Annotated in this window: 16 protein-coding genes and 2 pseudogenes; 6 read left to right on the forward strand and 12 right to left on the reverse strand. The window is 70.8% G+C overall.

What is annotated here, in order from left to right:
- Positions 1–41: 41 nt before the first annotated feature.
- Complete coding sequence (locus QFZ52_RS14650; protein WP_307498350.1) at positions 42–338, forward strand: YciI family protein; 297 nt, start codon at positions 42–44, stop codon at positions 336–338.
- A gap of 15 nt (positions 339–353) precedes the next feature.
- On the opposite strand, the pseudogene QFZ52_RS14655 reads toward QFZ52_RS14650, so the two are convergent.
- The 7 genes and pseudogenes from QFZ52_RS14655 to QFZ52_RS14685 all read right to left on the reverse strand — a co-directional run.
- Positions 354–1,172: pseudogene (locus QFZ52_RS14655) on the reverse strand (SGNH/GDSL hydrolase family protein); the annotation flags it as partial.
- On the reverse strand, positions 1,130–1,972 hold the full coding sequence (locus QFZ52_RS14660; RefSeq protein WP_307498351.1) for an SGNH/GDSL hydrolase family protein: 843 nt from the start codon (positions 1,970–1,972) through the stop codon (positions 1,130–1,132). The pseudogene QFZ52_RS14655 and the gene QFZ52_RS14660, both read right to left, overlap by 43 nt.
- Before the next feature lie 234 nt (positions 1,973–2,206).
- Positions 2,207–3,265, reverse strand: a complete 1,059-nt coding sequence (locus QFZ52_RS14665; RefSeq protein WP_307498353.1) for a siderophore-interacting protein — start codon at positions 3,263–3,265, stop codon at positions 2,207–2,209.
- Entirely contained in the window at positions 3,262–4,074 is an 813-nt protein-coding gene (locus QFZ52_RS14670; RefSeq protein ID WP_307498354.1) for an ABC transporter ATP-binding protein, read from the reverse strand. Before QFZ52_RS14670 ends, QFZ52_RS14665 begins: the two co-directional genes overlap by 4 nt.
- The gene (locus QFZ52_RS14675) at positions 4,071–5,240 is read right to left on the reverse strand and encodes a FecCD family ABC transporter permease (RefSeq protein ID WP_307498355.1); all 1,170 of its coding nucleotides are present in this window, start codon (positions 5,238–5,240) and stop codon (positions 4,071–4,073) included. Before QFZ52_RS14675 ends, QFZ52_RS14670 begins: the two co-directional genes overlap by 4 nt.
- Entirely contained in the window at positions 5,237–6,325 is a 1,089-nt protein-coding gene (locus QFZ52_RS14680; RefSeq protein ID WP_373425722.1) for a FecCD family ABC transporter permease, read from the reverse strand. Before QFZ52_RS14680 ends, QFZ52_RS14675 begins: the two co-directional genes overlap by 4 nt.
- Before the next feature lie 57 nt (positions 6,326–6,382).
- Complete coding sequence (locus QFZ52_RS14685; protein WP_307498357.1) at positions 6,383–7,474, reverse strand: ABC transporter substrate-binding protein; 1,092 nt, start codon at positions 7,472–7,474, stop codon at positions 6,383–6,385.
- Positions 7,475–7,879: 405 nt separating this feature from the next.
- On the opposite strand from QFZ52_RS14685, the gene QFZ52_RS14690 reads away from it, so the two are divergent.
- On the forward strand, positions 7,880–8,377 hold the full coding sequence (locus QFZ52_RS14690) for an FBP domain-containing protein (protein WP_307498358.1): 498 nt from the start codon (positions 7,880–7,882) through the stop codon (positions 8,375–8,377).
- A 423-nt stretch (positions 8,378–8,800) separates the two neighbouring features.
- Here QFZ52_RS14690 and QFZ52_RS14695 read toward each other — a convergent pair whose 3' ends face one another.
- The 5 genes from QFZ52_RS14695 to QFZ52_RS14715 all read right to left on the reverse strand — a co-directional run bounded on the left by QFZ52_RS14695 (position 8,801) and on the right by QFZ52_RS14715 (position 17,389).
- A complete protein-coding gene (locus tag QFZ52_RS14695; protein ID WP_307498359.1) occupies positions 8,801–9,940 on the reverse strand; it encodes an FUSC family protein in 1,140 nt (379 codons plus the stop codon).
- Between the two features lie 7 nt (positions 9,941–9,947).
- Complete coding sequence (rlmN, locus tag QFZ52_RS14700) at positions 9,948–11,261, reverse strand: 23S rRNA (adenine(2503)-C(2))-methyltransferase RlmN (protein ID WP_307498360.1); 1,314 nt, start codon at positions 11,259–11,261, stop codon at positions 9,948–9,950.
- Positions 11,262–11,424: 163 nt separating this feature from the next.
- Positions 11,425–14,877, reverse strand: a complete 3,453-nt coding sequence (locus QFZ52_RS14705; protein ID WP_307498361.1) for an ATP-binding protein — start codon at positions 14,875–14,877, stop codon at positions 11,425–11,427.
- A complete protein-coding gene (locus QFZ52_RS14710) occupies positions 14,874–15,794 on the reverse strand; it encodes a DUF4194 domain-containing protein (RefSeq protein WP_307498362.1) in 921 nt (306 codons plus the stop codon). Before QFZ52_RS14710 ends, QFZ52_RS14705 begins: the two co-directional genes overlap by 4 nt.
- Positions 15,791–17,389 carry a DUF3375 family protein gene (locus tag QFZ52_RS14715; RefSeq protein ID WP_307498363.1) on the reverse strand — a complete coding sequence of 533 codons (1,599 nt, stop codon included), beginning with the start codon at positions 17,387–17,389 and terminating at the stop codon, positions 15,791–15,793. The genes QFZ52_RS14710 and QFZ52_RS14715 overlap by 4 nt, the downstream gene beginning before the upstream one ends.
- 283 nt (positions 17,390–17,672) lie before the next feature.
- On the opposite strand from QFZ52_RS14715, the gene QFZ52_RS14720 reads away from it, so the two are divergent.
- From QFZ52_RS14720 to QFZ52_RS14735, 4 genes and pseudogenes are all read left to right on the forward strand, one after another.
- Complete coding sequence (locus tag QFZ52_RS14720; RefSeq protein WP_307498364.1) at positions 17,673–18,377, forward strand: hypothetical protein; 705 nt, start codon at positions 17,673–17,675, stop codon at positions 18,375–18,377.
- An 18-nt stretch (positions 18,378–18,395) separates the two neighbouring features.
- Positions 18,396–18,797, forward strand: coding sequence for an RNA-binding S4 domain-containing protein (locus tag QFZ52_RS14725; RefSeq protein WP_307498365.1), 402 nt, complete (start codon positions 18,396–18,398; stop codon positions 18,795–18,797).
- 114 nt (positions 18,798–18,911) lie between these two features.
- Positions 18,912–19,784, forward strand: coding sequence for a fumarylacetoacetate hydrolase family protein (locus tag QFZ52_RS14730; protein WP_307498366.1), 873 nt, complete (start codon positions 18,912–18,914; stop codon positions 19,782–19,784).
- Between the two features lie 119 nt (positions 19,785–19,903).
- A pseudogene (locus QFZ52_RS14735) lies at positions 19,904–21,119 on the forward strand (amidohydrolase).
- Positions 21,120–21,126: the final 7 nt, after the last annotated feature.

Genomic DNA, 21,126 nt, shown 5'->3' on the forward strand with positions numbered 1-21,126 from the left:
GCACCCTGTCCGGCGGGGCCACGGGCCATTACCCTGGAAGCATGATCGTGGTGTCCCTCAGCTACAAAGTCCCGCTCGACGTGGTGGAGTTCCACATCCCGGCCCACCTCGAGTGGCTGGACGAGTGCTACTCACGCGGGCTGTTCGTGGCGTCCGGCCGCAAATCGCCCCGCACCGGCGGCATCCTGCTGTCCACGGCGGGCCTGGAAGAGGTCCGCGCCGCCGTGGAACGCGACCCCTTCAACGTCAACGGCGTGGCCGAGTTCGACATCGAAGAGTTCGTGCCCAATCGGGTCGCCGAAGGGTACGAGGCGCTCCTGCCGCCCCAAACCGACTAGCCCCGTCACGGGATCCACCGGGCCGGGCACCGGCCAGCGGGGGCCCAGCGCATCGCCGCTGGACACTCCCCGCACCTTGCGCCCGAGCCAGGGCGCGAAATCGCGGCGCAGCCACGCGGCGTCGTCCCTCACGCGGCGCGCCAGGGTCGCTTTCGCCTCAGCCCCCGACGACGGCGCCTCCCCCGCCGCGGTCAGGCGCGGCACCCCGAGCACCTCCAGGACTTTGGCCGCCATGTAGCGGTGACCCTCCGCGGACATGTGGAGACGATCAGGAGCCCACAGCGCCCGGTCCTGGAAACGCTCGAAGCACCAGTAATCCACCAAGGGGCAGTCGAGCTCCCGTGCGACGCGCCGGACCCTCGTGTTGTACGCGGCACTGCGGAGCTTGAGCGGTTCCAGCAGCGGCGAGAGCGGCACGTTGTAGCCCGTGAACAGGAGCACCTGCGCGCCCGACTCCCGCAGCGTCCGCACGGCCCGTTCCAGGCGGCCGAGCAGGGAGGCGAGGTCGAGGCGGGCCATGAGCAGGTCGTTCCCACCCGCGTAGAAACTGACCAGCGTGGGGTCGAGGGCGAGCGCCGCCTCGACCTGCTCCTCGACGATCCGGTCGAGACGCCGCCCCCGGACAGCCAGGTTCGCGTACTCCGTGCCGGGATTGAAGCGGGCTAGCTCCTGGGCCACACGATCCGCCCAGCCCCGGCAGCCGTGAGGAAGGTCGGGCGCCGGATCGCCCACCCCCTCCGTGAACGAATCCCCCAGCGCCACGAAGCGCAGCCGCCCGCTCAGATCCAGGATCACGGGCGCTCTCCGTCCGATGCGGCGTCCAGCAGGCGGCATTCCGCGAGTTTCCTCAGGCCGCCCTTACGCGGGACCTTCACGGGCTCCGGCCAGCGCGGTTCGAGGGTGTCCCCCAGGGTCACCCCGCGCAGTTTCCGCCCGAACAGGGGCAGCACCCACTCGTGCACCCAGCGGCGCTGAGCGGCTTCCCACTCACGGAAACCCCGGGGTGTGGGCGCGTCCCAGTCCTTCTCCTTGATGCGGTGCGGGACTCCGAGCTGCTCCAGGACGCGGGCGGCGAGGTACTTGTGCCCGGCCTTCGACATGTGCAGCCGGTCGGTGTCCCACATGCGCGGGTCGTTGTAGGCGTCGAAGCACCAGTAGTCCACGAGGATCGCGTCGTGCTCGGCGGCGATCTCCCGGACGCGCTCGTTGTAGAAGGTGTTGCGCTTCTTCAGGGGCTCCAGGAGGGCGGAGACCTTGACGTCGTAGCCCGTGAAGAGGATCAGCTTCGCGCCCGTGGACGCCAGGTCCGACACGAGCCCCCGGTACTCCTCCATGAGCCGGTCCATGTCGGTGCCGAGGTCGAGGATGTCGTTCCCGCCCGCATAGAGCGAGATGAGCGTGGGTTTCATGGCGAGCGCGGGTTCGAGTTGCTCGTCGATGATATGGCGGAGCCTCTTACTGCGGATCGCCAGGTTGGCGTACTCCCACCCCGGCTCCGCCTTCGCCAGCCGCTCCGCGACCCGGTCCGCCCAGCCCCGCACCCCGTTGGGCATCAGGGGATGACGGTCCCCCACGCCCTCGGTGAAGGAGTCCCCCAGGGCGAGGTACCGTCGCACCCCGTTCTGCTCGGCCACAGCGCCAGCCTAGGGACCCCGGGCGACGGGCGTGGAACCTCCACGGAACGGGAGGGTGAACTCATGTCCCTCAGGATGCCGGCCAGATCAGGGCCCGCCACCTCATCGGCCGAGTTCGTGGTTTTCCGGCCAGTTCGCGGACAAGGTCCACGACCTCACCCGGAAACCGCGAACTCGGCGGGAGGACGGAGCCGAGAGATTCGGCGGGGAGCAGGGCGCAGCCTGGACGCAGGCTCAGTCGATGACGCGGCCGTGACGCCAGTAGCCCATGAAGGCGACCTGCTTACGGTCGATGCCGGCGTCGCGCACCAGGTAGCGGCGGATCTCCTTGACCACACCGGCCTCCCCGGCCACCCACGCGTAGAACGGCAGAGCGCCGGCGGGCGCGCCCGGGACGCGGGTCGCCTTGACCTCGGACGGATCCAGCAGCTGCGGGGTGTCCCAGAGGATCTCGGCGTCGATGTTGACGTCCGCGGGCTCGGAGCCCGCCACGGCGGGCCTGCCGTCGGCCCCGAGCCGGGCGTGACCCGGAAGCGGGACGGCCCGGCGCACGGCCTCCTGCAGCACCTCGCCGTGGGGACGGGAACGGCCCAGCGAGGCGCCGCGCGCCAGCCACGTGATCTCGATGTCCGCCGCGGTGCGCACATCCTGGAAGTCGCCCGCTTCCGGGACCTCCAGGAAGGCATGCCCGCTCATGTACGCCGGCAGGGTCTCCAGGATGGCGCAGATGGCGGGGACCGCGGTCTCATCGCCCGCCAGGAGCACGCGCTGGGCCAGGCCCGGCCGCCACTCGATGCCGCCGTAGGTCTGCGCGGTGATGCAGTGCGCCGCCCGATTGTTCGGCCCGATGATCGTCAGACGGTCGCCCGCCGTCGCCTGAGCGGCCCACGTCGCGGCAGGGCCGGCCTCGCCGTCGCCGTGCACGCCGTGCAGCACGAAGTCCACGTCGATCTCCGGGTAGGCCGCGTCGAGACGCGCCTGGCGGACGGAATAGGTGCGCATCGAACCGCGCTCCTCCTCCGGCAGCGCGAGCCACTGCTGATACCAGCCCTCATCATGCGCGTCGAACTCCGGGAGCGCGGCCCAGCCGTCGGCGGTCCGCGGCGGGATGATCACCTTGATGCGGGCGTCCAGCAGCTCACCGTGCACGCCGAACTGGCGCAGGCTGTAGCCGCCGAACGTGATCCGCCGGAAATTGGCGCCCAGATCCTGCACCGCCGTCACCTGAACGGCGAAAGCGATGGCCATGGGTTCGACGGCGGCGGTGCCTGCCGTCACGGACGTTCCACTCATGCGTGGGCCTCCTCGCGTCGGGTGCTGTGGTGCCTGCCGATGGGGACGATCAACGGCGTCCCGGAGACAGGGTCGAGCAGGACCTGGGATTCCAGGCCGAACACCTCGGACACCAGGTCCTGGGTGAAGACTTCCTGGGACGGACCCTGTGCCACGATCCGTCCTTCCTTCATGGCCACCACGTAGTGGGCGTAGCGCGCGGCCAGATTGAGGTCATGCAGCACGATCGCCACCGTGGTCCCCCGGCGCTGGTTCAGCTCCGTGACCACGTCCAGGACCTCCACCTGATGGGCCAAGTCGAGGTAGGTGGTGGGCTCGTCGAGGAGGAGCACGTCGGTCTCCTGAGCCAGGGCCATCGCGATCCAGACCCGCTGGCGCTGCCCGCCGGACAGCTCACTCACAGGGCGCTCGGCCAGCTCCAGCGTGCCGGTGACCTCGAGCGCCTGGTGGACGGCGGCGTCGTCGTCCGCGCTGGCACTCCGGAAGAAGCCCTGGTGCGGGTAGCGGCCACGCCCCACGAGTTCCCGGACCGTGATCGCGTCCGGCGCCAAGGGGTGCTGCGGCAGCAGGCCGAGTTCGCGGGCCAGATCCCGGGCGGCACGGGTGTGGATGTCCTTGCCGTCCAGGGTGACCACGCCCTGCGCGGGCTTCAGCAGACGGGACAGGCCGCGCAGCATCGTGGACTTCCCGCAGGCGTTGGCCCCCACGATCATGGTGATCCGGCCCTCGGGCAGCGTGAGGGAGAGGTCCTCCACGATCGCCCGGTCCTGGTACTGGAGCGTGATGTTCTGGGCGTTGAGCCGGCTCATGCCGCCGCCTTTCGTGTCGTACGGTCCGCCCGCTGGGCGCGCCCGGCCGGGGCCACCAGAAGCCAGAGGAGGAAGGGAGCGCCGAGTGCGCCCGTGACGAGGCCCACCGGGAGGACGGAGCCACCCAGCAGGAGAGGCGCCAGATTGGCGCCGGCGAAGTCCGCGATCACCACGATCGCCGCGCCGCTCAGAGCCGCGGTCGGCAGTCCGGCCCGGGGGTCGAGCTGCCGGGCCAGCGGCAGGGACAGGAAGGCCACGAACGCCAGCGGACCGGCCGCGGCGGTGCCGAACGCTGCGAGCGCGACGGCGACCAGGAGCAACCCGAGCCGCGCGCGGGGGACGTTCACGCCCAGTCCCGCGGCGGCGTCGTCGCCCAGCTCCAGCACCCGCAGCGGCCGGGAGAGCCAGAGGAGTGCCGGGACCAGCACCACGAGGGCGAGCGCCAGCACCGTGATGCGCTCCCCCGACGCCGGGTTCAGCGACCCGGAGACCCACAGCAGGGCGTCGGCGGCGGTGCGGATGTCGGTGCGCGCCATGAGGAACTGCACCACGGCCTGGAGGGCCGCGCCCACGCCGATGCCGGCCAGGATGAGCCGGAGACCCGCGTTGCCACCGCCCAGACCACCCCGCGAGAGCGAGTAGATCAGCAGCGCCACCGCGAGGGCGCCCACCAGCGCGGCCACCGAGACGGCCGCTCCGGACGCGCCGAACAGCACGATCGCGGCCACGGCACTCGCGCTCGCGCCGGAACTCACGCCGATCACATCGGGGCTGGCGAGCGGGTTGCGGAGCATGGTCTGGAAGGTCGCGCCGGACAGGCCGAACGCGAGACCCGCCAGGGCGCCGAGCACGGCGCGCGGGATCTTGTTCTCCAGCACGATGAAACTGGCCCCGGGGATCCCCGGTTCGCCGCGGAGATTGCTCACCACGATCGTCACCAGGTCCGGGAACGTCACCGTGTAGCTGCCGAGCAGGACGTACCCGAGGACCAGCAGCGGCACCAGGACCGCCAGGACCACGGTCAGCGGCCGCACGCGGCGGCGGGCTTCACGCGGCGAGCGCACGACGGCGGCCGGCGCCTCCGCGCCGCCCTCCCGCGGGTGACCGCTCGCCGGAGCCGTGGAACCGGGGCCCGAGACCCGCGGATCCGTGAGAGCCGGGCTCATACGCCCACCCCCTTGCCGCGTCGGAGGAGCAGGACGAAGACGGGGGCGCCGACCATCGCGGTCAGGACGCCGGCCGGAATCTCGCCCGGCAGCACGACGACGCGGCCCAGGACATCCGCCACGAGCACCAGGGCCGGGGCGGCCAGGAGCGTCGTCCCGAGGAGCCAGCGGTGATCCGGGCCCGTGAAGCGGCGCAGGGCGTGCGGGACGATCAGGCCGACGAAGCCGATCGGCCCCGCCACGGCCGTGGCCCCACCGGCCAGCAGCACCACGGAGATGCCGGCCACCACGCGGGTCAGGCCGACGCGCTGGCCCAGGGCGCGGGCCGCGTCATCGCCCATGGCCAGGCCGTTGAGCGGACGCGCCATGCCGAGCGCCAGGACGGCGCCGACGGCCAGGAAGGGAAGAGCGGGAAGGACGGCGTCCCATTCGCGCGCGGCCACACTGCCGAGCTGCCAGAAACGGAACCGGTCCAGGGTGTCCTGCCGGGTCACGAGGGCCATGCTCATGAGGGAGTACAGCCCGGCGGACAGGGCGGCGCCGGCGAGGGCGAGGGACAGCGGGGTGGGACCGGAGCCGCTTCCGCCCTGGGCCCGTCCGGCGAGCGTCGCCAGGACGTAGACGAGGACCATGGCCACGGCGGCGCCGATCAGGGCGACCCAGAGGTACGCGCCCACGGTGGCGAGGCCCAGGAACTGGATGCCGAAGACCACGGCGCACGCGGCGCCGGCGTTGACGCCGAGGATGCCGGGGTCGGCCAGGGGGTTGCGGGTCACGCCCTGCATGAGGACGCCCGCCAGGCCGAGCGCCGCACCCGCGACGACGGCCAGCACGGTGCGCGGCAGACGCGACAGCACGACGGCCTGGTCGCCGTTGCCGGGATCCGCGGCCGGGGAGAACGCGTGGCCGAGGGCGTCCAGGACCTCGGGGAACGGCACGGCCCGCGCGCCGACCGCCAGGGAGGCCAGGCAGGCCAGCCCCAGCAGGACGGCGAGGGCCAGCAGGAGGAGGCCGCGGCGTCGTGCGTCGCGGCCTTCCCCCGTGGTGACCTTCCCCGGGGACGCCGGAGACTTCAGGCGCTGCACGGCGTCATCTCCGGTGTCCGTCCCCGAGGAGGGCCGTGCCTGGGTGAGGGACACGGGCTACTTGCCGGCCTTCTCGGCCGCGGCCGCGATCTGGTCCAGCGTGGTGTCCAGGGCCCACGGGAGGCTCAGCGGGGAGGCCGCGGAGGTGGCGAGGGTGACCGTCTTGTCCTCGAACGCGACGAAGGCGCCCTTCTTGATGGCCGGGATCTGGCCGAGCAGCGGGTCCTTCTTGATGGCATCGGTGGTCTTGGCGTCCGGCACCCAGGTGACGAAGACGTCGCTGGCGAGCTCATTGGCCTTCTCCGCCGACCACGGCAGGAAGAACTCCTTGCTGTTCTTGCTCTTGTCTGCGACGACGGGCGCCAGCGTCATGCCGATCGCGGAGAGGAAGCGCGGGCGGTTGTCGTTGGCGGTGTAGACGTTCACGCCGTCACCCTTGGCGGGCTCCAGGTTGCCGTAGATGAAGGACTTGCCGGCGATCGCCGGGTGGGCGGCGGCCTTGTCCTTGATCTGCTGCTCGACGTTCTTGACGAGCTCATTGGCCTCGGTCTCCTTGCCGAGGGCCTTGCCGATCATCGTGGTGGCGGTCTCCCAGGGCGTGCCCCAGGCGAGTTCCGGGTAGGCGACGACGGGCGCGATCTTGGAGAGCTTCTGGTAGTCGTCCTTGCTCAGGCCCGAGTAGGCGGCCAGGATGACATCCGGGTTGGTCTTGGCCAGCTCGGTGAAGTTGATGCCGTCGGCCTCGGAGTACATGGCGGGGGCTTTGGCGGTGCCGAAGGACGCGCCGAGCTTCTCCAGGGCGGCGTCCTTCCACGGGGTGGAGCCCTTGTCGTTGCCGCCCCACTCGACCTTCGGAACGCCCACGGGGACCACCCCGAGGGCGATGGCGACGTCGTCGTTCACCCAGGCCACCGTGGCGACGCGCTGCGGCTGAGCCTTGATGGTGGTCTCGCCGTACACGTGCTTGATGGTCACGGGGAAGGAGGCGGAAGCGGAGCCGGACTGCGCGGGTGCGCTGGTGGAGGCGGTGCCGCCGGCCGGGCCCGTGGCGCAGGCCGCCAGGACGACGGCGGACAGGGCGGCAGCGCCCAGGCCGGCTCCCGTCCGGAGCAGGGTGCGGCGGCTGGGCTGGTTGACGTCGGACGACATGCGGGCTCCTCGAGGAACAATGAAAGGTACTTAGGCAAGGCTAAGCTATTTCGGCGGCAAATACGTTAAGTTTTTATCACTTATTGCTCCGAGCTGGGAATCCTTCGTCGCCGATGTGACGAAGCGCACGTTCCACGGGGCGCGCTACACTGAAGAAGTCGGAAAAGACGCTTTCACATCCCGGTGCGTCCGGGCAGAGGAGTTGAGCATGCGCACCAGTACCGTGCCTCATGCCGCGGATCGCGGGGTGGCCGTCATGGCCTGCTGCGCACCCGTGCCCTCCTCCTCTCATCACTGAACCGCCGGTTCCTCCTCGCTCAGACCCCGGGCATTCCTCTGCCCGCTGGCGTCTTCGGAGCGACCTCGCGGCGGTTCTCCACCGACTCATCGTGAAAGCACAGAACCATGCAGCAACCCAGCGCCCAGAAGATCCGCGCGTCCTTCATCAACGCCAGCCGCTCCGAGGCCTCCAAGCTCAACCTCCCCAAGGACTTCGACTCCCTGGACTGGGAGAACCTGGACTATCTCGGCTGGCGGGACCCCAAGATGCCCCTGCGCGGGTATCTCGTCCTGCCGTCCGACGACGGCGGACTCACCTCCGTCCTGCTCCGGGCACCCGAAGGCGGGGCCCGGAAGAACCGGTCCGTGCTCTGCGAACTCTGCCGGGCCGTCCACGCCAAGAACGATGTGTTCCTCTGGGTGGCCCGCCGCGCCGGCCAGTCCGGCCGCGACGGGAACACCGTCGGCACGTTGATCTGCGCGGATTTCGACTGCAGCGCCAACGTGCGCGTGGAGCCGCCGAAGAACGAGATCAACCCGGACCCCGCCGTCGTGGTGAAGGAACGCATCGTGGGCCTGAAGGACCGCGCCCAGCTGTTCCTGGACCGCGTCCGGGGCGTCTGAGTCTCAGGGCCCGGGGGCTCGCGCGCTGAGTTCGTGGGTTCCGACCGTCCAGGTCCTGAGTTCGTGGGTTTCGGGTGAGTTCGTGGTTTCAGCCCGCGAATTCAACCCCACCCCACGAACTCGGTGTCGTTCCGGCCGCCCGACGCCGAGTTCGTGGGTTCCGACCGGCCGACGCCGAGTTCGTGGGTTCCGACCGGCCGCACGCTGAGTTCGTGGGTTTCGGGTGAGTTCGTGGATCCAGCCCGCGAATTCACTCGAAACCCACGAACTCGGCAGCCGGAGCCCACTCGATCCCGGCAGAACCGACTGAGTTCGCTGAGTTCGCTGAGTTCGCTATTGAGGGTGCGAGTCCGCTACACGATGTAGCGACCTCGCACCCTCAATAGCGAACTCGGCAGCAGGGGCGGGCCACAAGACCCAGGGTCACGCCCGGCGGGACGCCACAACCCGCCGGAACACCGCCGGCGCGATCACCACGAGCAGGCCCACGGCCGAGCCGATCACGGTGTCGATGAGCCGGTCGTGGAACAGCGCGCCCGGCTCCACCGGCGCGACCAGAAGCGTGGACAGCAGGGCGAGCGGGGTCACGAGCACCTGTGCCAGGAAGTACTGCCGGGTGATCAGCAGCTCGACGCCGAACTGGCACAGCGCGATGAGCACCACCATCTGCCACACCTCCGGCCGGAGCGCCACGATCGCGCCGAGCACGGCCAGACCCACCACGGTGCCGAACACACGCTGAAGACCCCGGGTCACGCGATGCCGGGTGGAATGCCCCACGAGCGGCACCACCGACGCGACCATGGCCCAGTAGTTGTGCCCGAAGCCCAGCGCCTGGCCCACCGCCGTCGCGACACAGCCCGCGATGGCCGGCGCCACGATGTACCCCACGGACTCGATCCACACCATGCGCTGCTCCGCGGGAGCCACCCGGATCCGCCAGACCCTCCGCAGCTCTTTCCAGTTCAGCGGCGTGCGATGGGACGGCCTGACGCGGGACAGGAGGCCGATGCCGAGGCACAGGGCGATCGTGAGGATCGAAGTCAGCGCCACCTCCCAGAGAGGCGGCTGATGCGGGACGGACGCCACGGCGGCGAAGGCGAAGATGTAGAACAGGGAACCCGCGGGCCGCAGATGCCACAGCCCGGCGATCACCGAACAGGCCCACGCGACGCCGGTGGTGACGGCCACGCTGACCCAGGGGTCGAGGGTCCCGCCGGGGCTCTGCCGGGCCAGGAGCGTCGCGGCCATGAGCACGCCGAACATGAGGAGACCGGCCCGCGCCTGCGTGACCACGCGCATCCGGTGCGGCTCATTACGGCCGTAGATGCCCGTGAACGCGGAGAAGTTGGCGAAGATCGCGAGGTCCAGACGTCCCGTCAGGACCAGCAGGAGCAGCGGCAGGAAGAGCCCGAGCGCCACGCGGGCGGCCGGGTGATGATCCCGTCCTGCCGGCCCGATGCTGAACAGCATCTCCCGGAAGAACGTGCCCACGGCCCGTGCGCGCCCTCCGGCGGCCCGGCCGTCGCCGGGCGCCTCGTCCAGTGCGCCGCTCCGAGTCACGTGCCGCTTACTCCGCCGCGGCGAGCTGCCCGCAGGCGCCGTCGATCTCCTTGCCGCGGGTGTCCCGCAGCGTGGTGGGCACGCCGGCGTCGCGCAGGGTGGTGACGAAGAGGTCCTGGATCTCCGGCTCGGAGGCCGTCCAGATCGAACCGGGCGTCGGGTTCAGCGGGATCGGGTTCACGTGGACCCAGCCACGGCCGCGGCGGTTGAGCTTCTTGGCCAGGAGCGCGGCACGCCAGGCGTGGTCGTTCATGTCCTTGATGAGCGCGTACTCGATGCTCACGCGGCGGCCGGTCTTGCGGAAGTAGTCGTACGCGGCGTCGATCGCCTCGTCCACGTTCCAGCGGTTGTTGACCGGGATCAGCTCGTCCCGGAGCTCGTCGTCCGGGGCGTGCAGGGACAGCGCGAAGGTGACGGGGACGTCCTCGTCCGCGAGCTTGCGGATCGCCGGGACCAGCCCGACCGTGGACACCGTGATGTTACGGGCGCTCATGCCGAGGCCCTGCGGGGACGGGTCGACGAAGCGGTGCACGGCCGCCATGACGCGCTTGTAGTTGGCCAGCGGCTCACCCATGCCCATGAAGACGATGTTGGTGACGCGCTCGTCGTCGTGCTCCTTCTCGCCCAGCTCACCCGCGGCGATGGCACGGTTCGCGGCCACCACCTGGTCCACGATCTCCGCCGTGGACATGTTGCGGGTCAGGCCGGCCTGACCGGTCGCGCAGAACGGACAGTTCATGCCGCAGCCCGCCTGGGAGGAGACGCAGAGGGTGATGCGGCCGGGGTACCGCATGAGCACGGACTCGACCAGCGCGCCGTCGAACAGCCGCCAGAGGAACTTGATGGTGTTGCCGTCATCCGTGCGAAGGCGGCGGACCTGCGTCAGGAGCGGCGGGAACATGGCCTCGACCAGTTCCTCACGCCCGGCCTTGGGCAGATCGCTCATCTGCTCGGGGTCCGTGGTCCAGTGCTGGAAGTAGTGCGTGGAGAGCTGCTTGGCGCGGAACGCCGGCAGGCCGAGCTCCTTGAGCTTCGCGGCGCGCTCGTCCAGGGTCATGTCCGCGAGGTGCTGCGGCGGCTGCTTCACGCGCGGCGAGGCGAACTGCAGGAGCGGGCGGCCCTCGGTGGTGCGGGCCTGCTCCCAGCCTTCAGCCGCGGGGCGGACCTGCGGGCGGTCCTCGGTGAGGGCCACCTTCGCGACCGCTTCACCGTGTGCCGAACCCTGGATCTTGGCGGGCACGACGCCGGCACGCGCCGGGCGCGCGGAAGCCTTGCCGTTGCTGGGCGTTTCGGAGCTGGGGTTACGGGGTGAGGAAGCCATCACCTTCCATTGTCCCACGGCTGCCCGGCGGCCCGACAGCTCCCGGGCCCCGACCCGGCCCGAACCCCGCCGGACTCCACGTGCCGAGACAGTGAGTTTCCGCTGAAACAGTGTGTTCTGATCACTGTTTCAGCGGAAACTCACTGTCTCGGCGGGGAGGGCCCTACCCCAGCCGGATGTCCACGGGGTTCGCCTCACTCCGGGGCTGACCTGGGGCGGCCTTGCCCCCGATCGGCAGGACGCCCGAGCGGTTCGTGCGGCGGTCCCGCAGGATCTCCGTGACGGATCCGAGGTGGCGTGAGAGATCGATCACGTTCTCCGGCGCCGCCAGAAGCAGCTGGAAGCCGAACTCGTGCAGCGCGGCGATGCCCTGACCCGCGAACTCCTCGCTGGCCAGCACGAACGCCTCGTCCATCATCACGGTGCCGTAGCTCGTGAAGCCCTGCTCCGCGATGCCCAGCTGGTAGCTCAGGGCCGCCGCCATGATGAAGGCCGTGAACCGCTGCCGCTCGCCACCGGACATGGACCCGGTGTCCGAGTGCATGAACACCTCGGCCCGGGGCTCCTCGCCCTCCACCTGGACCATGCGGTGCTCCTTGCACGCGATGAACAGATGCCCGCGGACGTCCAGGACTTCCGCCCGCCAGCGGCGATCCTCCGGCGCCTGGGAGGAGAGTCTGGTGACCAGGTTTTCGAGGGTCTTGTAGCGGATGGTGAGCTCGTCGTCGTCGGCCGTGGCGCCGGCCGCGCCCCCGGAAGCCGTCTCCGCGCCGCGCGCAGGCCGGACCCGCAGAGCCCGCGAGATGGCGTCCTTGAACGCCTTGGCGCTCGGCGGGACCGTCTGCTTGATGTCGAGTTCCAGGTGGCTGCCCTCGTGGAAATCGACGCCGGCCAAGATGCCGTTGAGGGGCAGGATGCGGCTCGTGATGGCGCGCCGCTCCTCGTCCAGGAGGTGCAGCAGGGTGGAGAAGGACTCGTGCGTGCGCTGGTTGAAGAAGGCCCGGAACTCGTCCTCCTGAGCGGGCAGTCCGTCCCGGACGATCGCGTGGTAGCGCTGTTCGTAGTCCGGCGCGGCCCCGATCCCGGTGCCGTGATCCGCCGAGACGGTGCCGCCCCAGCGGCGGGCGAACGAGTCGAAGATCCTGGTCAGGCGCTCGGCGGTGGCCTGCGCGGCGCTCTCGGCCCGGTGCAGTTCGTCCTGCAGGGCCGAGCGCACGCGCACGGCGGCCAGGTCGAGCTCGGCGATGTCCCCGAACTCCCCCATCTCCTCGAACCGCGGGGCGAGCGCCTCCACGGTCTCCGGCGACGGCGGGTTCTCCGCCACGCGCTTGCGGGCGGCGGCGAGCAGCTTGTCCGCGGAGACCAACTGCGCGTCGAGGGCCTTGTACTCGTTCTGGAGGACGGCCGCGGCTTCGGTGCTCTCCTGGTGGTGCCTCCGGGTCTGCTCGACCTTGGCCCGCAGGGGCTCCAGGTCGGCCTGGGCCGCGAGCGCGTCGGCCAGACGGCGCTCCAGCCGCTGCACCTCCTCGGCCGCGACCTCCGCGGAGACCTCGCTCCACTCGCGGTGGTCCGCGGCGACCCGGCGCAGGGCCTCGAGCTGCCGGGCCACGCCCTGGTGCGAGTCCTCGCGGTCCTGGGCCACGGTCTCCGCGGCCTTCAGGGTCTCCCGCAGCTCGGCGATCCGGTCCTGGACCATCGCGACCTTGCTGGCGTTGTCGAATCCGAGCACGAAGTCACGGCGCGCAGCGAAGCGGTCGTCCTTCTCCACGGTGTGACTGTTGCGCTTGACCACGCCACCCAGCGACAGGCCGCGTTCCAGCCCGGCGAGCTCGGCCGGGTCCTCCACACACGGATACGCGTAGTCCAGCGCGATCCGCTCGCGCAGCCACTCGACCGCCGTCTCCCGGGCCGGCGTCAATCCGGTCTCCAGGAAGCGCAGTTTCGCCAGAAGGTCCCGCGGTTCCACGGCGGACAGGGCCGCTTCCGCGCCAGGGAGCACGCGGGAGACGTCGACGGCGCGCAGCGCCCCGCGGATCGTGGTGCCGTCCAGGAACTCGGTCACGCGGGTGAACAGCTCGCCCGGGACCAGGAGCGTGGTGGCGAGATTGCGCAGGGCGCGCTCAGCGGCGGGACGCCACCGGCCCTCCTCGGGGAGCAGGTCCATCAGCTCGCCCGCGAAGGGCAGCTCCGAGATCTCGACCTCCAGCGCCGCGGCGATCGCGGCCCGGTTCTCGAGGGCGGGCTGCGGCATGAGCGACGTCCCCGACTGCAGGGACCGCAGCTCCTTCCCGGCCTCCTCCAGCTCGCGCTTGGCGGTGGCGTGGGCGTCGAAGGCCTCGAAACGGAGCGCCCTGAGGGACTCGGCGTCGCCCGTCAGCTCGGCACTGCGCTGCTCCGCCTGCTGGTGCGCCTGCGCCCAGCCCTCGGCCGTCCACTGGAGTTCCAGACCGGCGTCGCGCAGTTGCTTCTGCACGGTCGTCTCGAGGTCACGACGGAGCCGCTGCGCCAGCCGCGCGTTCTCCAGACCCGCCTCGATCGAGGCGATCGCGTTGCCGCCCTGGTTGTTGTAGTCCAGTTCGAGTTCGCGCAGCTGCGCGGCGAGCGCGTCACGGCTCATCCGCTCGGCCTTGAGCGCCTGCGCCTTGTCCGCGGCGAGCGCCTTGAGCCGCGCCACGGTGTTCTCATGCACGACGACGGCGAGCGCCTGCCGCTGCGCGTCGAACTCGGTGCCGCCCAGGGTCCGGAGGCGGTTGGCTTCCAGCAGGTGGCGGGCGTAGTCCTTGTTCAGCTGCGGGACGGGGGCGAGATCATCGCGCTGGAGGCGGACGTCCTCGAGCCGCTGACGGATGGAGATGAGGTTGCTGAACTCCTCCACGACCGCGTCCGCGGCGTCCAGCGTGGCGGGCGGGTCCAGGACCTGGTCGCGGAAGAAGGTGTTGACGCTGCCGCCGAGGCCCTTGCCGGCCTGGATGACGCGCAGGAGCGGAAGGGCCTGGTCACTGCCGATGCCGAGGATGCGCCGGAACCGTTCGGCGAAGGTGCGATGCACGTCGAACACCTGCGCGCCGGGGAAGGCGTCCTCGAGGGCCGAGCGCGTGAAGCGTCTGTGCGCCAGGGTCTCCAGCACGTCTACGTCGAGCGGGACGGAGTCGATCATGTAATGGCGGCCCACATTGGCCTCGGTGCCGTTCTTCGGCAGGTCGAAGAGGGCGGAGAGCGTCACCGTGGTGCCGGCGGCGTTGTCGAAGGTCAGGGCGACGGCCGACCAGGTGGCGCCCGGACGCTGGAACGCGCTCGTGGCGCCGTCCGTGGTGGCGCGGTCGCCGACCTTGCCGCGCATGTAGGTGTAGGTGGTGCGCTTGTCGTCCACCGCGCCGCCCATCCGTGCCGCGGCGGCTTCGTTGGAGCGGGGACGGGCGTCGAACACGCGGAGCATGGCGTCGAAGAGCGTCGACTTGCCGACTCCGGAGTTGCCGGTCAGGAGGGTGCCGCGGCGGTCGACGTGCATGACGTGGGCGCCGTGGAACGTGCCCCAGTTGACGAGCTGGACGCGCGCCAGGCGCATCTGGCCCGGGTTGATGTCGTCACCGATGGGCAGCAGCACGGGGATGCTCATGCCTGCTCCTCCTCGTGGGTTCCGGGCTCGTCAGCCGGCTCGGCGTCCGGGGTTTCGGCGTCCGGGGTTACGGCATCCTGCACGTCGGCGTCCGCCGAGTTCGCGGGTTCCGCGTCGATTCGTGGTTCTTGTGCGCGAACTGAACCGCCATCCACGAACTCGGCGGCGGAATCCGGGGCGACGCCGGCCACATCCGAGTCGGCGACGTCCGGCTCCGCGTCGACGTCACCGGCGTCGTCGATGTCCAGGAGCGCCTGGGTGCCCACCGCGTCCTCCGTGGCGTGCTGGAGCCGTTCCAGCTGGGCTGTGATGGCGGTGATGCTGTCGAACGGGAGAGCCAGCGGCAGGGCCCCGCTGATGCCGTAGACGTTCTCCAGACCGGTCGGCAGGAGGAGCTGACGGGCGCGGAGCTTCTCGACGGCGGCCTGGACGGTCTTGGCGTCCCGGTACGCGTCCTGCTCCGCGGCAGGTTGGTAGTGCGCCACGATCTCCGCGATCTCCTCCAGGGTGACGGTGGGCTCCGTCTGGGCCTCGCTGTGCCGGTCGAGGAGGAGCCGCAGGCGCAGCAGGACGATGGTCTCCACGCGGCTGAGAGCACGCTGCTGCCGGAGCAGGCTGGACCGGGCGTTGCCGCCGAGCAGCTCCGGATCGACCGGGCGCAGGACGGCGATCTTGCGTTCGTGGTCCAGGTGCAAGGTGAGGAACAGCTCCGAGAGGCGGGACCGCAGGACCTGCTGATGATCGGTCAGCGTGGTCCACAGCTTCTCGTCGCGCCCGCCGTCCACATAGGGACCCTTGAGCAGGCGCACGAGGGCATGGCGCAGCCGCAGCGGGAGGACGCCGGTGTCGCCGGGGTAGAGCTCGGCTCCGTCCACGAAGGTGTCCCGGGCGTCGACGCCCTGGATCTGCTCGCTCATTCCTGTCCTTCCTTCGTGCGTTGCCTGCGCTTGGTGCTCGGCGTCTGCGTCGCCGGCCCACCCGGCGTGTCCGGCGCGTGAGCGCCTTCCTCGACTGTGCCGCTGGCACCCGCCGCGCCGGCACTGGTACTGGCACCGCCGCCGCCGTCGTCCGCAACGCCGCCAGCACTGCCCGGCAGGGTCACGAGCGGCACGGTCGCGGCGCGCAGGCTGCCGTCCACCTGCTCGAACTCCACGCTCTCCTGACCGGCGGCGGAGAACGCCGCCCCGGAGTTGAGCGCTTCGGACAGCAGGGCGCGGATCGAGTTGATGTGCCGTTCCTGCGGAGGGAGGGCCGACCAGGCTCCGCCCACCGTCTGCGCCCCGGCCAGGGCGGTCCTGATCAGCGCCGGCTTGGCCTTCGGTGTCCGCGGCGAGCGGGTCCGGTCCTGCTCGGCGAAGTCGATGGGATCCGCCAGCCGCGGCGGCTCCTCGAATTCGTCCGGGTCGAACAGCTGCACCATGGAGATCGACTCCAGCACGCCGCCGAACAGCTCCGGAGCGGCCGCGAAGCCTGGCTTGTCCCGTTCATAGGGAAGACCGCGGACGGCCTGCTCGGCCTGCCGGAGCGCCTGCCGGAGGCGGAGCGAATGCCGGAAGTCGTCGCTCTGCACATAGGTGTTGAGGCTCTCGGAGAGCTTGCCGTAGATCCGCTGGATCTGCGCGTGCTGGTTCCGGAGCTCCGAGACAAGGCTCTTGAGGGTCTCCCGGTCCTCGGCGGCGAGGGTGTCCGCGAACTGCCGGCTCAGCACCTCGGCGATTGCCGAGCGGAACCGCAGCTGCTGCTGAGGGTCCTCGAGGAATGCGGTGAAGGAGCGGAACGTCCTGCCCTCGGGGCTCTGGCGCAGGATGCGGTCCTGTTCCAGCACCTGGGCCATCGTGGCGCCCTTGGTCAGGGACTCTTCGATGATCTGGTTGCGGAGCTTGCCCACCAGATCCTCGATGCTGTCGCGCATCTTCTTGTAGTCGGCCGGCAGGCTCGCGGCGAGGTCGAGGATGTTCTCCGTGGCCTCCACGGCCTCGTCCTCGTCCAGCAGCCCGTCGAGTTCGCCGGAGGTGATGCCGCGGATCAGTTCCTCGCGTTCGTGGATCTCTTCGCGGAGCGATTCTAGGCGCGCCGTCTGGTCCGGGTTGGTCTCGTGGGCCAGCTTCTCGACGTCGTTCAGCAGCGTGCCCAGGCGGGATCCGGTGAGCGTGGAGCGGGGCGAGCTGAGGCTTTCCAGGAAGGCGAGCACGCGGGAGGCCGCTTCGGTGAGTTCGTAGACGATGTGCCCGGAGTGGTGGCGGCGGGTCACGAACTTCCGGCGCGTCCACTCATCGGCCACGGTGCGCCCGGTGTTCGCGCCCGCGATCGTCGGGTCGGTGGTGCGCAGCTGTTCCAGGCAGAGGTCGAGTTCCGCGTGGAACTCCTCCAGGGTCAGGCTCGGCCGGGTCCGGGTGAAGGTGGACTGCAGGACGGCGATCACCCAGGGGGCCGATCGCGTCAGCGCCCAGGCGGGGCCTTTGGTCAGCGCTTCGAGCGTGGCGAGCCGTCGCGAGAGGTCCGTGGTGTCCACCGGGCACACCCCTTTCCTCAACCTCTCGACCCCGCGCGGAGCGAGGCACGCCGAAAATGACCAGCTTTAAGGGTACGCGGGCCGCGCGCCGGGTCCGGACCTGTCATTTTTCATCACAAACGAACTACGATTCCGCAACGGACCCGACACGTCGTTCCCCTGACCGTCCCCCGGTCGCTACCGTTGAATTTCAGAGTTCCGTCAGAGCGTCCTAGGAAAGCGCCCTGACACCTGGTCTGCACACCGCCAAAGGGGATGACGGCGAATGACATCTGATACGACCATGATCTTGAACCTCACCTTCGTGGGGACGCTGATGATCGCCGCCTTCCTGGCGGCCCTGGTGCTCTTCGCGGGCTGCATGGCGCTGGTCTTCACGGGCCTCGGCCGCCTGGTTTATCTGGGCGCCACCCGGCTGATCGGCGCGGGCCGCTCACTCGGCGGCCGCGTGGTCGCCGCACGCCAGCCTGCGGGTCACCAGATCGCGCCGCACGACGCCGACGCCCCCGCGCCTGCCTCCGTCACCTCCTCTGCCGCGGGAGACGGCCCGGGCCGGGTTCCGGCCCCGTCGTCCGGCGCCGCCGCGGCGGCTTCCGGAACGCCCACGCCGAACGGCAAATCCGGTCTCATCCCGTCCTGGCGGAAGGCTTCCAGCCCCGCGGCCACCCCCGTAGCGGACGCGGCGTCCACCGAGAAGGCCGCGCCGTCTGTGACGGTGAAGCTGAGCGAACCGGAGACGCCCGCCGCCGAACGCGCGGGACTCCGCGCCGAACCGGCCCCGGAGCAAGCCCTGGAAACAGCGCCGGAGCCCGCCGTCGCAGTCACCCCCGCGGGTGTCCCCGCGAGCGGCCCCCGCACGCCGAAGAAGGCCGCGCCGAAGCCCGCCGGACGGACCGCCCCGCGGCCGACCGGCTCCGCCCGGAACACCGTTCCCGGCATCCTCCGGCCGTCCCAGGATCCGGAGGAACAGCACGCCAAGGGCGCTTAAGGCGCATAATCAATACCCATGGCTGCCCCTTCCGGGACCTCGTCCCTTTCCAAGTCCGCGCCCAACGCCGTCCGGGTGGATGCGTGGCTCTGGGCCGTGCGCGCCTACAAGACCCGTTCCGCGGCCACGGCGGCCTGCCGGGCGGGCCACGTCCGGCTGAACGGGAACCCGGTCAAGGCGTCCCAGATCGTGATCCCCGGCGATGAGGTCCGCATCCGCATGCCCGGCTACGAGCGCATCCTCGAGGTGCGCCAGCTGATCGCCAAGCGCGTGGGCGCCGAGGCGGCGTCGCACGCGTTCACGGACCGCACCCCGCCGCGCCCGCTGGCCCCGCAGCTCGGCATCCCGGTCCGGGACCGGGGCACCGGGCGACCCACCAAGAAGGACCGCCGCGAGATGGACCGCCTGCGCGGGAGCTGATCACACCGCGGGACCGCATGCTGCGCTGAGGCCCGCAACTCCGCCGCCTGATCCACGTGACGCGCGTCGCAGTCACATTTCACCCTCACCCAGGCCTGCCCGGACACTGGTGGCATGACCCTCAAGTTCGCCCGTTTCGGCTCCCTCGGGGCCGAGGAGCCCGTGGTGGTTGTCGATGACGCCAACGGCCGCACCCGGCATTTCAGCCTCCTGCCCCTGACGCAGGACATCGACTCCGCCTTCCTCTCCCGCGACTTCGTGGCCGAGACCCAGCTCGCCCTCGACGCCGGGCGGCTGCCCGCCGTCGAACCGTCCGCCCGGATCGGCGCCCCGGTGGCGCGCCCCGGAACCGTGGTGGGCATCGGCCTGAACTACGCGGCCCACGCCGCGGAGTCCGGGCTGGAGCCGCCGGCGTCGCCGGTCGTGTTCCTCAAGCCCGCCAACACCGTCGCCGGCCCCTACGACGAGTTCCCGGGCCTGCCCGGCAGCGAGCAGCTCGACTGGGAGGTGGAGCTCGGCCTGGTGATCGGCCGCCCCGCGCACCTCCTGGCCGACGAACACGAAGCGCAGGCCGCCATCGCCGGCTACGTCCTCGCCAACGACCTCTCCGAGCGCTCCCTCCAGCTGGGCGGCGCGGGCGGTCAGTGGACGAAGGGCAAGTCGCTGCCCGGCTCCACGCCGCTCGGCCCGTGGCTGGTCCCTGCCGTCGGCGCGGACGGAGCGCCGTTCGACGTCTCCTCGCTCCCCCTCGCCACGCGCGTGAACGGCGTGGAGTGCCAGCGCTCGACGACGGCGGACATGGTCTTCCGTGCCGCGTTCCTGGTGCATCATGTCAGTCAGTTCATGGCCCTGGAGCCGGGCGACGTGATCATCACGGGCACCCCCGAAGGCGTCGCCATGTCCGGCCGGTTCGAATACCTCAAGCACGGTGACGTGGTCGAGATCGAAGCGCCGGGCCTCGGTGCGCAGCGCGTCGTCGTCGGCTGACCAGATGTCCGCCGGCATCGCCCGCCCGTCTCCCGTTGATCGGGGGAACCGGCGGGCGAGGTGGCCGCGTGTCCGGCGCGGCGCTTCCTGTGGTTGCTCAACGCAACTAGCCTGGGGACATGACTCTGGATCTCACCGCCATATACAAGGACCTCCACAGCAACCCGGAACTCTCCTTCCAGGAGACCCGCACCGCCGGCATCGTCGCCGGGCACTTGCGTGAGCTCGGCTTCGAGGTGACGGAGGGCGTGGGCCGGACCGGCGTCGTCGGCGTCCTGGCCAACGGCGTCGGCCCCACCGTGCTGCTGCGCGCGGACATGGACGGCCTGCCCGTCGAGGAGCAGACCGGCCTCGACTACGCCAGCACCGCCCGCGGGACCGATCCGGACGGCAACGACGTCCCCGTCATGCACGCCTGCGGCCACGATGTGCACGTGACCTGCCTGCTCGGGGCGGCCGAACTGCTGGCCGGGTCCCGCGAGGAGTGGTCGGGCACGCTCGTCACGGTCTTCCAGCCCGCCGAGGAGGCCGGAGGCGGCGCCGCAGAGATGCTCCGCGACGGTTTCCTGGACCGTTTCCCGCGTCCCGATGTGGTGCTGGGACAGCACGTCGCGCCGATCCCGGCCGGTTTCATCGGCCTCACGCCCGGCCCGGCCATGGCCGCCGCGGACAGCCTGAGCATCACGCTGCACGGCGTGGGCGGTCACGGTTCGCGTCCCGAGGCGACGGTGGACCCCGTGTACCTCGCGGCCAATGTCATCAACCGCCTGCAGGGCGTGGTGTCCGCGCGAGATCAGCGCCCTGGACACCGCCGTCGTAACGGTGGGCCAGGTTCACGCCGGGACCAAGAACAACATCATCCCGGACAAGGCGACCCTCGGTCTGACGGTGCGCAGCTACCGCGAGGAGGTCCGTTCCAAGGTCCTGGAGAGCGTGGAGCGCGTGGCCAAGGCGGAGGCGCAGGCCTCGGCCAGCCCGAAGGAACCCACGATCGAGTACTTCGAGCGCTTCCCCGTCACGGTCAACGACCCCACCGCGAGCGAGCGGGTCGCCACCGTGCTGCGGGGCGTGCTGGGCGAACAGCGGGTGCTGAACCCGGGGCCGCTCTCCGGCAGCGAGGACGTCGGGGAGTTCTCCACGGCGGCTGACGTGCCGCTGGTCTACTGGTTCCTGGGTGGCGGCGAACCGTCCCTCGCGGAGATCGTGGCGAAGACCGGCCGGATGCCCGACGACATCCCCTCCAACCACTCGCCGTTCTTCGCCCCCGTCATTGACCCGACGCTGGACAACGGCGTGAAGGCCCTGGTGGCCGCCGCCCGGGAGTTCCTGAGCTAGGCGCCGG

The sequence above is a fragment of the Arthrobacter woluwensis genome (assembly GCF_030816155.1).
In the GTDB taxonomy this organism is placed as follows: Bacteria; Actinomycetota; Actinomycetes; order Actinomycetales; family Micrococcaceae; genus Arthrobacter_E; species Arthrobacter_E woluwensis_A.